The sequence below is a fragment of the Paenibacillus sp. JNUCC 34 genome (assembly GCF_058269055.1).
Map to the genome: position 1 here is coordinate 1,574,995 of NZ_CM177770.1, position 12,797 is coordinate 1,587,791.

11 protein-coding genes and 1 pseudogene are annotated in these 12,797 nt (G+C 44.5%); 5 read left to right on the forward strand and 7 right to left on the reverse strand.

Features of this window, described 5'->3' with window-relative positions; all coding sequences use genetic code 11:
- Window positions 1–42: 42 nt before the first annotated feature.
- Window positions 43–948 carry a LysR family transcriptional regulator gene (locus AC2TF5_RS07170; protein ID WP_491302831.1) on the forward strand — a complete coding sequence of 302 codons (906 nt, stop codon included), beginning with the start codon at window positions 43–45 and terminating at the stop codon, window positions 946–948.
- Window positions 949–1,112: 164 nt separating this feature from the next.
- Here AC2TF5_RS07170 and AC2TF5_RS07175 read toward each other — a convergent pair whose 3' ends face one another.
- The 6 genes from AC2TF5_RS07175 to AC2TF5_RS07200 form a co-directional block, all read right to left on the reverse strand.
- Window positions 1,113–1,571, reverse strand: coding sequence for a DinB family protein (locus AC2TF5_RS07175; protein WP_491301500.1), 459 nt, complete (start codon window positions 1,569–1,571; stop codon window positions 1,113–1,115).
- A gap of 23 nt (window positions 1,572–1,594) precedes the next feature.
- Window positions 1,595–2,104: a HugZ family pyridoxamine 5'-phosphate oxidase gene (locus tag AC2TF5_RS07180; RefSeq protein WP_491301501.1), complete on the reverse strand. Its 510-nt coding sequence runs from the start codon at window positions 2,102–2,104 to the stop codon at window positions 1,595–1,597.
- Window positions 2,088–2,891 carry an ABC transporter ATP-binding protein gene (locus AC2TF5_RS07185; RefSeq protein ID WP_491301502.1) on the reverse strand — a complete coding sequence of 268 codons (804 nt, stop codon included), beginning with the start codon at window positions 2,889–2,891 and terminating at the stop codon, window positions 2,088–2,090. Before AC2TF5_RS07185 ends, AC2TF5_RS07180 begins: the two co-directional genes overlap by 17 nt.
- A 1-nt stretch (window position 2,892) precedes the next feature.
- Window positions 2,893–3,885, reverse strand: a complete 993-nt coding sequence (locus AC2TF5_RS07190) for a FecCD family ABC transporter permease (RefSeq protein ID WP_491301503.1) — start codon at window positions 3,883–3,885, stop codon at window positions 2,893–2,895.
- Window positions 3,886–3,901: 16 nt separating this feature from the next.
- Entirely contained in the window at window positions 3,902–4,939 is a 1,038-nt protein-coding gene (locus tag AC2TF5_RS07195) for a helical backbone metal receptor (protein WP_491301504.1), read from the reverse strand.
- A 268-nt stretch (window positions 4,940–5,207) separates the two neighbouring features.
- Complete coding sequence (locus AC2TF5_RS07200) at window positions 5,208–5,633, reverse strand: VOC family protein (protein ID WP_491301505.1); 426 nt, start codon at window positions 5,631–5,633, stop codon at window positions 5,208–5,210.
- A gap of 313 nt (window positions 5,634–5,946) precedes the next feature.
- Here AC2TF5_RS07200 and AC2TF5_RS07205 point away from each other — a divergent pair.
- Window positions 5,947–6,324, forward strand: a pseudogene (locus tag AC2TF5_RS07205) (5-methyltetrahydropteroyltriglutamate--homocysteine methyltransferase); the annotation flags it as partial.
- Between the two features lie 116 nt (window positions 6,325–6,440).
- On the opposite strand, the gene AC2TF5_RS07210 reads toward AC2TF5_RS07205, so the two are convergent.
- Window positions 6,441–7,790, reverse strand: coding sequence for a lytic polysaccharide monooxygenase (locus AC2TF5_RS07210; protein WP_491301506.1), 1,350 nt, complete (start codon window positions 7,788–7,790; stop codon window positions 6,441–6,443).
- Window positions 7,791–8,445: 655 nt separating this feature from the next.
- On the opposite strand from AC2TF5_RS07210, the gene AC2TF5_RS07215 reads away from it, so the two are divergent.
- From AC2TF5_RS07215 to AC2TF5_RS07225, 3 genes are all read left to right on the forward strand, one after another.
- Window positions 8,446–10,179 carry a glycerol-3-phosphate dehydrogenase/oxidase gene (locus tag AC2TF5_RS07215; protein WP_491301507.1) on the forward strand — a complete coding sequence of 578 codons (1,734 nt, stop codon included), beginning with the start codon at window positions 8,446–8,448 and terminating at the stop codon, window positions 10,177–10,179.
- Between the two features lie 266 nt (window positions 10,180–10,445).
- The gene (locus AC2TF5_RS07220) at window positions 10,446–11,747 is read left to right on the forward strand and encodes an ABC transporter substrate-binding protein (RefSeq protein WP_491301508.1); all 1,302 of its coding nucleotides are present in this window, start codon (window positions 10,446–10,448) and stop codon (window positions 11,745–11,747) included.
- A gap of 130 nt (window positions 11,748–11,877) precedes the next feature.
- On the forward strand, window positions 11,878–12,780 hold the full coding sequence (locus AC2TF5_RS07225) for a carbohydrate ABC transporter permease (RefSeq protein ID WP_491301509.1): 903 nt from the start codon (window positions 11,878–11,880) through the stop codon (window positions 12,778–12,780).
- Window positions 12,781–12,797: the final 17 nt, after the last annotated feature.

A 12,797-nucleotide genomic window follows, 5' to 3' on the forward strand; every position in this document is an offset into this window, starting at 1 on the left:
GATGGTCAAAAATAGAATTTGTTATAGAGAGGAATGAATCCAGTGACGTTGCAGCAATTGAAATATGTAATTGAGGTAGCCAATCGGGGTTCAATGAATGAAGCTGCAAGGCGATTGTTCATATCTCAGCCAAGCCTCTCGAATGCGATTCGTGATTTGGAGGAAGAATTTCAGATTACGATTTTTGAACGGACAAACAAAGGGATTTCATTATCCAAAGAGGGTGCTGAGTTTCTTGGTTATGCCCGTCAGGTTGTGGAGCAGGCGGAGCTTCTGGAGACCCGTTATGTGAATGCGAAACCTTCGCCGCAGCACTTTTCAGTATCTACCCAGCATTATGCGTTTGCGGTCAATGCTTTTGTAAATCTGGTTCGAGAGTATGGACAAGAGGAGTATGAACTCGCTTTGCGGGAGACCAAGACATATGAAATAATACAGGATGTTAAAACGCTGCGTAGTGAGATTGGAATCTTGTATTTAAATGAGTTTAACGACAAGGTGATCAACAAGCTGCTCAAAGACGCCGGTTTGCAGTTCAAGAGCCTATTTACGGCTAAACCTCATATTTTCATTAGTATAAAAAACCCGCTGGCGAAGCAGTCCGTCGTAAAGATTGAACAGCTGGACGACTATCCGTACCTCTCCTTTGACCAGGGTGAGTTCAACTCGTTTCATTTCTCGGAAGAAATTTTGAGTACACTGTCACATAAAAAAAGCATCATGGTGAATGATCGGGCGACCCTTTTTAATCTGTTAATCGGGCTAAACGGATATACGATTTCTACCGGTGTACTTAGCGCTGATCTGAACGGAAATGAGATCATTCCGGTTCCGCTTGAGAGCGAGGAGAGTATCAATGTGGGATGGATCAGCCATAAAAATATTACGCTATCCAAGCTGGCAATCGCTTATACTGAAGCGCTGTATGAGGCTATAGGGGGGGGATAGTTAGACCACCTCCTATACATAAAGGGAGGGAGCCATGTTATGTGGCTCCCTTCTTGTATTTCGTTCAAAATCAGCTATACATCTCGAGTTTTTCCATACTCGTTGATTTGATACTACTTGGTTAGCTGTGATTTTAGTGTGCCCTATAAACAGCAGCTCTGTCCTTATGGTCGCTGCACAGTTGCACACTTCTGGATGAGCGATATTTGCCCTGCATGAATGCCTGTATGATACATGAGTCTGCCAACAGCTTCGAGCGGTGTTGAAAGGCCCATCGGAGACTTGACGGGTTCATTCCACTTTTCTTCAGGCAACTCTCGCATCGCGTCAAGCATATGCTCGTTCGAGGCTTTCAGGATGGCGAGGAGCTCCTGCAAGTTGGTAAACTCATTCTCGGCTCCTGCAGCTCCGCGGGCGGTATGGATAACCAGTCCTTCTGGTAGCGGGCGATTGAAAAACCAATCGGCGAACATATACTCAACCTCTGCATTATGGCGAAGCATGTAGCCGATAGAGGCATTGCCTAGCTTTAGCGGTAAATCTTGTTCGGGTAGGTTTTTGGCTGTCTGATGAAATCGGTCTTGAACGGCATTCCAGATTTGAGATACGGTGGTAAATGTCATCAAGTAACACTCCTTTGTCTGATTTACAATTGTGCTTCGGACGTGTGTCCGTCTCTTGAGACAAGGTCAAATCTGTTACCCGACAGATCGATATCGAACGCTTGACCGAACCCAACCACATAACGCCCCTCGCGTACGGTTAGCTCGAACAGTGAAAAATCCAATCCCTGGAGCATTCGGATCATACTGTCCCCAAAAGACTGACCAAACAAATAAAAAATATCCTCATTTTCTTCGTTTCCTACATTGATGGCAGTACATGCGAATCTTGCTCTTTGACGGGCGAATAGATTTTTGGACTGTGATTCGTCTTCGATAAACATGACGTCAACAGCGGGATTATTCTCGATATGATGGTAATGATTGGCGATTTGGCTGATGTAGATATAGAGCTTGCCGTTCTTTTTCACAAACGGGGCATAGGAGATGAACGGCTGCCCATTTTCATCCAGAGTGCTTAGCATGATTGTCTTTAGGCTATCCGTAAATGTTAAATACTCCAGCTTGATCTTTTCTTTATCCAATTGCTTCATGACTGATCCCTCTACTTTTCTTCAAAATATGAATACGTGGGGCGGAACTGCCAACAACATATTCCACTTCGGACTCAACGCCGTATACCTCGCGGATTAAATGCGGGGTGAGCACCTGCTGTGGAGGACCGTATTCGCGCATGACGCCATTCTGGATGACGGAGATCTTGTCACTATAGGCACCTGCATGATTCAGATCGTGAAGCACCATGACAACCGTAAGGTTTAATTCACGATTCAGTCTGCTTATCAGCTCAAGCACTTCCAGTTGATGGGCGATATCCAGGTAAGTGGTCGGCTCGTCGAGCAGCAGTACTTTGGGGCGCTGCGCCAGTGCCATGGCAATCCAGGCACGCTGTGCTTCTCCGCCTGACAAGGAAACGATCAACCTGTCTTTGTATTGAAGCATGTCAGTTTGCTCAAGCGCCCATCCAATGACCTCCTCATCACCTGCATCGAATCGTTCGTACCACTTCTTGTGCGGAACCCGCCCGTACCCAACCAATTCTTCGACGGTCATGTCTGCTGGACATGAATTCGATTGACAGAGCATGCACATAATGCGAGAAACCTGCTTGGTGCTAAGGGAGGATAACTCCCGGTTAGCAATGCATATACGTCCACTTTCGCAAGGAATGCTGCGTGACAATCCTTTGAGTATGGTTGACTTGCCGGATCCATTTGGCCCGATGATGGATACAACTTCTCCTTCGTTTACCTCAAGTGAAAAGTTATTTATGATTGTTCGATCGGCATAACGTATCGTCAGAGACTGAACCTCAAGCATTTCAAGTGTCCCCCTTACGCATCAGGTATAGAAAATAAGGACCTCCGAGCATCGCCATCACAATGCCGGCTGGTATTTCAGTGGGTGAGAAAACCGTTCGTCCTGCAGTATCTGCGGCGAGCAGGATCAATGCTCCGAGCAGAAGGCTCATCGGCAATGCTTGCTTATAATCAGAACCGACGAGCATGCGGGCGATATGTGGAACGATGAGTCCCACAAAGCCAACAAGTCCAACGGTTGATACGGAGATGGCTGCCAAATAAACGGCTATAAATGAGAGTGTAAACCGGATGCGGTTCAAATTTTGCCCCAGGTTATGTGCGACCTGTTCCCCTAAACGTAAAATATTGGCTTGTCGGATACACAGAAGGGCGGCAATCCATCCGATGATGGAATAAGGGAGTAGAACCTTTACCGCTGACATACCTTTGCCGGACAAACTGCCATTCAGCCATTGTAAGGCGGAGGGGAGCTGATCGCTGTACAGCAAGGACAACAGCCCTATGACTCCGCCGAATACAGCGTTAACGGCTACACCGGACAGAATGATACGGATGGGTGTAAACCCGGTTCGCCGGTTCCATGCCCAGGTATAGACTAGGACCGCTGCAACCAAACCACCAATAATTGCGGCTAATGGAACCAATGACGCATATTTGGGCTGAGCGAGCAAGATGAACAGTACGGCGACTGCAGCTCCGCTCGATACACCCGTCAGACCGGGGTCAGCCAAGGGATTTAACATGACGGCTTGAAGTAATGCGCCTGAAGCTGCTAAGTTTGCCCCGATCAACAGAGCGAGTAACACTCTCGGGATTCGAATATCCCAAAGAATTGTATGATTGGCCGCGTCGCCATTTCCAAATAAGGTACTTAATGTATCGGTCGGAGATAATCGAACACTGCCTAGTCCGATGGACAGCACAACGGCGGTTATTAGAGCTAGAGCAGTGATCCCGAGCAGTACGGCTTTTCTGATGTGTTTCTCCGTCACTCTGGATTCCTCCGTATCAGTTGTACAAAATTTTGAACATCTCTTCATATGCTTCCGGAGCTTTGACGATCGATGCAATGCCGAACAGGCTGTAATCGAGCGCGATCAGCTTGTCGTTCTTGAATGCATCAAGCTTCTCCCAGGCACCGTTTTTCTTGGTGTCCTCCTCGAATTTTTTGGCGACTGCATCTGGATCTCCGTGAGCAACTAACAAAATAACATCCGGATTCGCGGAGACGATACTTTCCATGTTGAGAGGAATGTAGGTTTCTTTCAGTTTGAGCACATCAGTAACCACATTAGATGCGCCGAGTTTCTTCACCAAACTACCAGTGTATGTATTCTCATTCATAAACATGAGTGATTCGGCAGACCCAAACAGTATCATGACGGATGGGGCTTCTTTTCCTTTGGTCTTTTCAATGACGGCATTTTCTTTCTCGTTGAACTGTTGCAGGAATGCTTCTGCTTTGTCTTCTTTCTTGAATAAACGTCCGAGGGTGACCATCGAGAGCTTCAATTCATCTAATGAATCAGCTGGTAAGTAAGCGGATGGCAAGGATGCGGATTTAAATAATTTGTCCAGATTGTCTTTTATGGAAGCTGGGCCAAGTACAAAATCAGGCTGCAACTTGGCGATCTGCTCCAGATCTGGCTGATGGGATGATCCGATACGAGGCACTTGGTCAAAAGCTGCAGGCAGCTTGCTGCTTGTAGTTGGTACGCCCACAGGAATAACGCCAAGCTCATTCAACAATTCCGATATGGAGACAGATACAGTAACCACTTTATCAGGCGTTTTCCCTTCAGGCGTCTTCTCTTTGAATTGCGTCAGCAATTCCTGAAGTTTTGCCTCATCAACAGCGACAGAGGATTGTGATTCAGTGCTTGGAGTTGATTCTGTGTCTTGAACTGTTTCTGGTGCTGATGCAGTGGTAGAGGAAGTTGCAGGCTGTACCGACGTGCTAGAGGTAGATGGCGTTTGACTGCAGGCAGCGACGAATATTGTGAACAAGGTAAGAATAAGTACAGGTTTAAAACGAGATAACTTCATGGGATAATTCTCCTTTTCATAACTGATAATGATTATCATTATATTGATAACAATTATCATTATCAATAGATATTTTAAAATTTTAAAAAAATAAATTCAAAATGAATGGATGGAATTTTGGATTTCAACTAATCTCTGCAATAAAAAGGCATGACGGGTTCCCGCCATGCCTTTTATCTAAGCCCCCAGTAAGGGCTTCATTTTTTTTAAGATGAAGGTCCCGATTCGATGAGCTTTCAGATCTTTTGTGTGAGATTCCTTCTTCTACCTACGCCTTTACTTCGGTTGTGATATTCCAAGTGACGCCGAATTGATCTATCACGATTCCGTAAGCAGGGCTCCAGAACGTTTCCTGAAGAGGCATGGGAACCTGGCCGCCTTCTTTTAGAGCTTCATAAATCTGCTCAGAGCGCTCCGCTGTAAACGTGGTAATGCAGATCTGAACTTGATTACCCGAATGCACAGGCTGACCCGGAAACGTATCCGAGAACATCAATTCCGTCTCACCAACCTTCAAGTTCGCGTGGGATACACGGTCCTTGGCGTCCTCCGGCAAAGGAAAATCAGGGTTGGCCGGCATTTCCCCGAATGTCTGCATCATTACAACTTTGGCATCGAGCGCTTTCTCGTAGAAAGAGATTGCTTCCTTCGCATTTCCGTCCAGGATAAGATACGGATTCATCCGCAATGTCATGATTTTCTCAGCCACCTTCACCTAATTTGTTTTCATATTTCATTATCACACAAGTGGAATTATTTAATCACAAATACACTGTCCAACGATAACAAAACACAGAATTTTCTTCCAATGATTTCCCGGAAATGGAGCTGTCTATAGCCTGAAACTATAACCAGCTATAGTTATTTGGAGTTACTCTATAGCTGAAAAACTGTGCTATCTTTCTTATAACGATTTTTTACAGATAAATAGTTAAAGGGGATAGTGCAGATGAGCAATTCATTGGAGAGTCCTAAACAAAGAACGGTTACACCTTTCAGGCATGATACAGGGAAATTACCATTCAACATGGGCATCTTCTGGCGGCTATGAGCCTGTTGCGGAATATCTTTTCGGAATTGATCATATTGACGGATACTATTTGGAGTTTGATACCGATCGTACGGGGGATTTTACACCACTGAAACATATGAAAGACCAGCAAGTTGTACTCGGGTTGGTTTCGTCGAAAACAGGCGAGCTTGAAGATAAACAGGAAATTATTCGCCGAATCAAGGAAGCTGCTCAATATGTGGATCTCAATCATATTTGCCTAAGCCCTCAATGCGGATTTGCTTCTACTGAGGAAGGTAATATTTTAACAGAGGAGCAGCAGTGGAAGAAGCTTGAATTGATTAAAGAGATTGCTGACGAAATCTGGAAATAAGGAAATAGAAAAAACCCCTTTGGGTAGAATGGAATCCCTTGCAGGATATCCGGTTCTCACCCAAAGGGGTTTTCTTGTTAAGAAAACTAGTCTAAAAAGCTAGAGCGCGAATATATTTATACTAGCTTCCAAAGTGCAGGAACATTGGTTGGTTCCCAACCGGCCAGCGAAGTGTGGGATTGGCGACACTCATATACCGAGCCGTTGTAACTTACTTGAGTCCCAGCAGTATATGAAGTGTTTGGCGACCAGGCTTGAACGGCAGGTGCATCTGCCGTTGTCGCAGTTACTGAATTGCTGGCGGAAGATTCGTTGCCAGCAGCGTCAAACGCATGAACGGTAAATGTGTAAGCCGTATTTGGACTTAGACCTGATACGGTGTAATCAGTAGTTGTACCGGATACAGTTCCTACCAAGGATGAGCCACTATAAATTTTATATCCGGTTACGCCCACGTTGTCCGTTGACGGGCTCCACATCAGGTTGACACTTGTGGAAGTTGGACTACCCATGACATGCAGATAGCTTGGGGCAGTCGGTGCTTCGGTATCTACTACAACAGGATTCGTGGTCACATTAACTGCATTGCTGGCATTGGACAAATTGCCTGCGGCATCCACAGCCTTTACCGTGAACGTATAGGCTGTATTTGCCGTTAAGCTGGTTACAGTGTAATTCAGGGTCGAACCGGATACCGTTGTGACGAGGGTATTTCCGTTGTAGACCTTGTAGCCTGTTACACCTACGTTATCTGTAGCCGCATTCCAAGCCAAGGATACGCTCGTGCTAGTGATGCCTGTGGAAGCAAGGGAAGACGGTGCAGTCGGAGCTTCCGTATCGATCGGGTTGCTTCCGTTGAAGTTCACATCAATGACGTTGTAGAATGCATTTGGCGTATCTGCAATTTCCCAAACAGCCAGAATGACATGATACCCGGTACGCTGTGGAACATTGCAGGTATCGGAATACGTTGTCGGAGGCCGAGTACCATCATAAGCGACGGAGCAGAATGGGGTAAGGTCGAAGGAATCACGTGTAAGTGAAGCGTTCGGATTCCAATTCGGTTTCGTTATATAATACTTCCAGCTGGTCGTGGCATGGTTAGCAGTCAGCTTCCAGGTAAACGTATTTTGTCCAGAGGACATGTTCACCTTGGTCCAACGGGTAGCTGATTGTTCATCCAGCTTCGGAAAGGCGCCGCCTGCACTTGCGATTTTGCCGTCCGCAGGGCCTGCTGCAGGGAAGCCTTTAGGTGCTTCCAAACTTTGAGGCTCATACATGATCGCTCCGCAATCGGTATTCTGTCCGTTTTTACATAAAATCGCTCGGCTGCCTGGACTATCGACATAGCCGTGAGCGGATACTTTTTCCGAGAAGAGAAACATACTTAATGTAGCAACAATCATCATTCCACACAGGGCAAGCAGCTTTACCAACTTTGGATTGGATAAACGAATAGAAGTCATAGGGATTAGCCTCCTTATAATTTGGAAATCCTGTACATTCGATGAAACTATAAATTCAACACCTCCTCTTACCTGTAATTAATCAGTCGTCTTGGTTGAAAGACACGTAGAACATCACCTCCTTTACTGAATATACATTTATACAAACTCATGAAGAGTTTATACACTACGGAATTGATCAATAGAACGTGATATGGACATAGAAAAGATAGAGTGGATGGCAGAACAGATCTGACAGAAAGAGATCCTAAATAAGGAGTAGGTGTAATCATAAGAGATAGAGGAGTGGAAAAATTAATAGATAATGTTATGAAAATTACGGAAAATGTATTCTGATTATAAACTGAAATGTGAATTTTGTGTGAAAAAGATTTCCATTTAATTGAAAATTATAACTTTTCGTTGATAAGTATAAAATTCATAATGACATTATGGTGTACTAATTCGGGTTGTGCTGCATACAGTAGAGTATAGACTTATCACCCGGGTTGTCATATAATGGGCTTTAATATATCTATAGCATAGACGGGCGGAGATAACGGAGGACCCTTTTTGCTGAGTATATACTGTCTTCAGTATGTATTCTTGGCGAAAGGGTTCTTTTTTGTACCCTTTTGGATCTCCCAGCACGGGTGTCGATAATGGAGGTAAGGCAATGGATAGCAGGTTCTCGTCAAGTGAACGAACAGTGTATTTGAAGGAGATGTCGGCGGTCAAGCTGGATCTGCTTATCATCGGAGGAGGCATTACAGGAGCTGGCATCGCATGGGATGCCAGTTGCAGAGGGATGGTAACAGGCCTTGTGGAGATGAATGATTTCGCATCCGGAACGAGCAGCAGGTCAACGAAACTGATTCACGGGGGTCTTAGATATTTGAAGCAAGGTGAGATTCGATTAGTCCGTGAAGTAGGATCGGAACGGGCTCTCCTGCACAAAAGTGCTCCCCACCTTGTAGATCCAATCCCGATGCTGCTCCCTATTTATAAAAAAGGAACATACGGGTATTGGGCAAGCTCATTTGGTCTGCTTCTATATGATTGGCTGGCAGGCGTAAAACGCAGTGAGCGTCGAAAAATGTACGGCCTTGAAGATACGAAAGTTCTTGAACCGCTCTTTAAGCAGGAGGGGTTAAAAGGTGCAGGCTATTATTATGAGTATCAGACAGATGATGCCCGCTTAACGATTGAAGTGTTGAAAAGCGCTAGAGCTAACGGAGCCTTGATGACGAACTATACGAAGGCAACGGCTTTCATTTACCGTGGTGGAAGAGTGGTCGGTGTCAAAGTGGAGGATCTGATTAGCGGAAAGGTCTATTCCATTTACGCCAAAAGAATTGTGAATGCCGCTGGCCCATGGGTGGATGAAATAAGAACCAAGGACAACTCGCTAAAGGGTAAAAGATTACTTTTGACTAAAGGAGTTCATTTGGTGGTGGATTACAAAAAGCTGCCCGTGAAGCAGGCTGCCTATTTCGATGTACAAGGAGGAAGGATGATCTTTGTAATTCCCCGCGGCATGAAAACGTATATTGGCACGACGGATACAGTATACGAAGGGGATATTGGTAGTCCAAGTATTTCAGAGGCTGATCGCACATATCTACTGAATGCGGTTAACAATACATTTCCAAATGTTCAATTAAGATTGACCGATATTGAGGCTGCATGGTCTGGTCTTCGTCCGCTGCTCAGAGAAGAAGGCAAGAATCCTTCCGAAATATCCCGAAAAGATGAGGTTTTTGTCTCGGATTCGGGACTTATCACTATAGCCGGAGGCAAGCTGACCGGATTTAGAAAAATGGCTGAAAAGGTAGTTAATCTTGTCTCCAAACAGCTTCAGGACGAAGAGGGTACGATATTTCCGCCCTGTACAACGGATCGGATACCGATCAGCGGCGGTTTGCTGGACAACGGATCCTATCACGACCTGAAAAAAGCGATGGTGAAACAAGGCCGAACCCTTGGCATCAATGTAGATGATACCTTTGATCTGATGTCACGCTACGGTTCTAACACAAGTGAAATATTCCGATATATACAAAAATCTGATCAGGCAGAAATGATGGAAGACCGGCTGCTGCATGCCGAAATTCAGTACTCTATTCATTATGAAATGACATTAACCGCGGTTGATTTTTTATTAAGAAGAACAGGATGGCTGTTATTTGATCGGCAAAAGGCTGAAGTAATCATAGGAAATACAATGATGATGATAAGTGAATTGTTGGATTGGGATGAACGTGAGATTGATAAACAATGGTCTATGCTGCAGGAACAATTGAAATCAACGTGGGACTTATCTGGGGATATCCGAGAAAATAATTTTATGGTTGGAAGGCCCAAGAAAAAGAATCAGGATGAGCCAGCGAAAGCGAGATTTTATGCATAATATTGTATGAATTCGAGTTGGATTTAACATTCATTTTACGAAATTCGCGAATGTCAATGATAATTTGTGCCATAGAAGGGATATATCAAAAATATTGTTGTCAAACAAGTGAACAGATTGTAGTATAACAATATAAGTTTTAGAGCTGGGTAGAGATGATGAGAAGCCCTTTGCATAACTAAAACACTTTCTTTGTGATGAAAGTCGTTTTGTGCAGAGCGCCTCTTATTTTTTTTGTGCCCGGACGATGAAAAAGGGGGATATATGTGAGAAAATTCGGTTTTCTGTTCATCGTATTTGCACTAGTTCTTTCTGCTTGTAATAGTGGAGGAAATACCAAGGGCGCTGGTAAAACGGAAAGCGGTGGAAAGGACGGGAAAGTAGAACTTCAATTCTATTTCCCAGTTGCAGTTGGCGGACCGATTCAAAAGCTGATAGACCAGTTGGCTAATGATTTTGAAAAGGAAAATGAAAATATCGAAATTACGCCGATTTATGGTGGAAGTTATCAAGATACGATGACAAAAGTAGCTACAGCGGTCCAAGGAAATAACTCGCCGGACATTGCGGTTCTCTTATCAACCGACTTGTACACCTTGCTTTCCATGAACGCAATTGAGGATTTGACTCCGCGCTTCTCCAAGGAATATTTCGATGATTTCTATGGAGCTTTCCTGGGAAACACCAAATCAGGAGATACCGTGTGGAGTGTTCCGTTCCAGAGAAGTACGATTGTTATGTACTACAATAAAGATAAGTTTAAGGAAGCAGGACTCGACCCAGAGAAGGCGCCAAGTAATTGGAATGAACTTCGTGAGTATGCCAAAAAACTGACGAAGGCAGACGGCTCTCAATGGGGAATCGAAATTCCGAGCACAGGCTATCAATACTGGATGTTACAAGCATTGTCACTGCAATCGGGTGAGAATATTATGTCAAACGACGGGACGAAAGTGATGTTCAACCAGCCTCATGTAGAGGAATCACTGCAATTCTACATGGATCTCGGACAGAAAGATAAGGTTATGCCTAAAGGAACGATTGAATGGGCAACGGTTCCTTCGGACTTTATCAGCGGAAAGACAGCCATGATGTTCCATACGACAGGCAATCTGACTAAAGTCAAGAACGAAGCGGCATTTGATTTCGGTGTAGCCTTCCTGCCTGCCAACAAGCAGTTCGGATCTCCAACAGGGGGTGGCAATTTGTATGTGTTCAAAGACATTCCGGATGCCAACAAAGAAGCGGCTGTAAAATTCATCGAGTTTCTGACCAAACCAGAGAGGGTAGCTCAGTGGTCCATCGATACCGGTTATGTTGGAACTACGAAATCTTCGTATGAAACAGATATACTCAAGAAATATGTAGCCGATTTCCCGGCAGCGGCCATTGCCAGAGACCAGTTGGAATATGCGGACAGTGAATTATCTACATATCAGAACGGCCAAGTAACCAAGATATTCAACGATAATATTCAAGCCACTCTGCTTGGAAACATGACTGCAAAGGAAGCACTGGAAAAATCACAGCAGCAAGCTGATGGGATTTTGAAGCAATTTCAAAAATAACTCGTAAATTTTCTGTTTAAGGATAGCAGGTTCACGCAGCGCCGTGAATCGAACCACAATTGAAAGCGTAATCATTTCGTTTAAGGCCTGCATTTCTTAAAACTCTCTGAGGTGGAATTGGGGGATTGAATTGGCACAACCATCCATATATAGACGCACAAGGCGAAGATTCAATTGGAGAGAAAATGCGTTTGCTTACGCATTGCTGTTTCCTTCACTCATATTTCTTGGAATGTTTACTTTTTACCCGACCTTTAAATCGATTTACTTAAGTTTCTTTAATTCAACGTTTGGCAGTCAGACCTTTGTTGGGTTTGACCAGTATTCCAGGGTGATGCAGGATGAAGTGTTCCATAAAGTAATTAAGAACAACCTCATTTTGGTTATTGGGACGGTGCCAATCAGTATTTTTCTGGCGATATACCTTGCTATTTGGGTGAACAACAAGATGAAAGGAAACGGCATATTGAGAGCGGCCTTTTTCTACCCGACAATCATTCCGATGATTGCGATCGCCAACATTTGGTTGTTCATTTACACACCCGATTATGGTCTGCTGGATAAGTTCCTGTCCTTTTTCGGAATTGATGGAGTGAATTGGTTGGGAGAACCAGGCTGGGTTATGTACGCGATGATCGGGATGATTATTTGGAAGGAAGCCGGATTTTTTATGCTGTTCTATCTTGCCGGATTGCAAAATCTGCCGAGTGAAGTGTATGAGGCCGCGAAGCTTGAAGGAGCACGACCGTTCCAAGTATTCCGCAAAATTACGTTCCCGCTAATCATGCCGACTACGCTGTTCTGTCTTGTCATCGCGACAACAAATTCATTCAAACTGGTCGACCATTTATACATTATGACCAAGGGCGGACCGGACAACGCAAGTAACCTGCTATTGTTCTACATTTATGAAACGGCATTTAGCTTTTGGGATATGGGTGCGGCTTCCGTGCTTACGGTTATCTTGCTTGTTATTCTGCTTTCAATCTCAATATTCAACTATGCTTACCTGGATAAGCGCATCCATTACTAGGAGAGGAGAAATTGAAC

Coding starts and splice junctions, on each gene's coding strand:
- AC2TF5_RS07200 (WP_491301505.1), bottom strand. CDS start 5,633: ATGACATTGCGGATGAATCCGTATCTTATCCTGGACGGAAATGCGAAG.
- AC2TF5_RS07195 (WP_491301504.1), bottom strand. CDS start 4,939: ATGAAGTTATCTCGTTTTAAACCTGTACTTATTCTTACCTTGTTCACA.
- AC2TF5_RS07185 (WP_491301502.1), bottom strand. CDS start 2,891: ATGCTTGAGGTTCAGTCTCTGACGATACGTTATGCCGATCGAACAATC.
- AC2TF5_RS07175 (WP_491301500.1), bottom strand. CDS start 1,571: ATGACATTTACCACCGTATCTCAAATCTGGAATGCCGTTCAAGACCGA.
- AC2TF5_RS07180 (WP_491301501.1), bottom strand. CDS start 2,104: ATGAAGCAATTGGATAAAGAAAAGATCAAGCTGGAGTATTTAACATTT.
- AC2TF5_RS07210 (WP_491301506.1), bottom strand. CDS start 7,790: ATGACTTCTATTCGTTTATCCAATCCAAAGTTGGTAAAGCTGCTTGCC.
- AC2TF5_RS07215 (WP_491301507.1), top strand. CDS start 8,446: ATGGATAGCAGGTTCTCGTCAAGTGAACGAACAGTGTATTTGAAGGAG.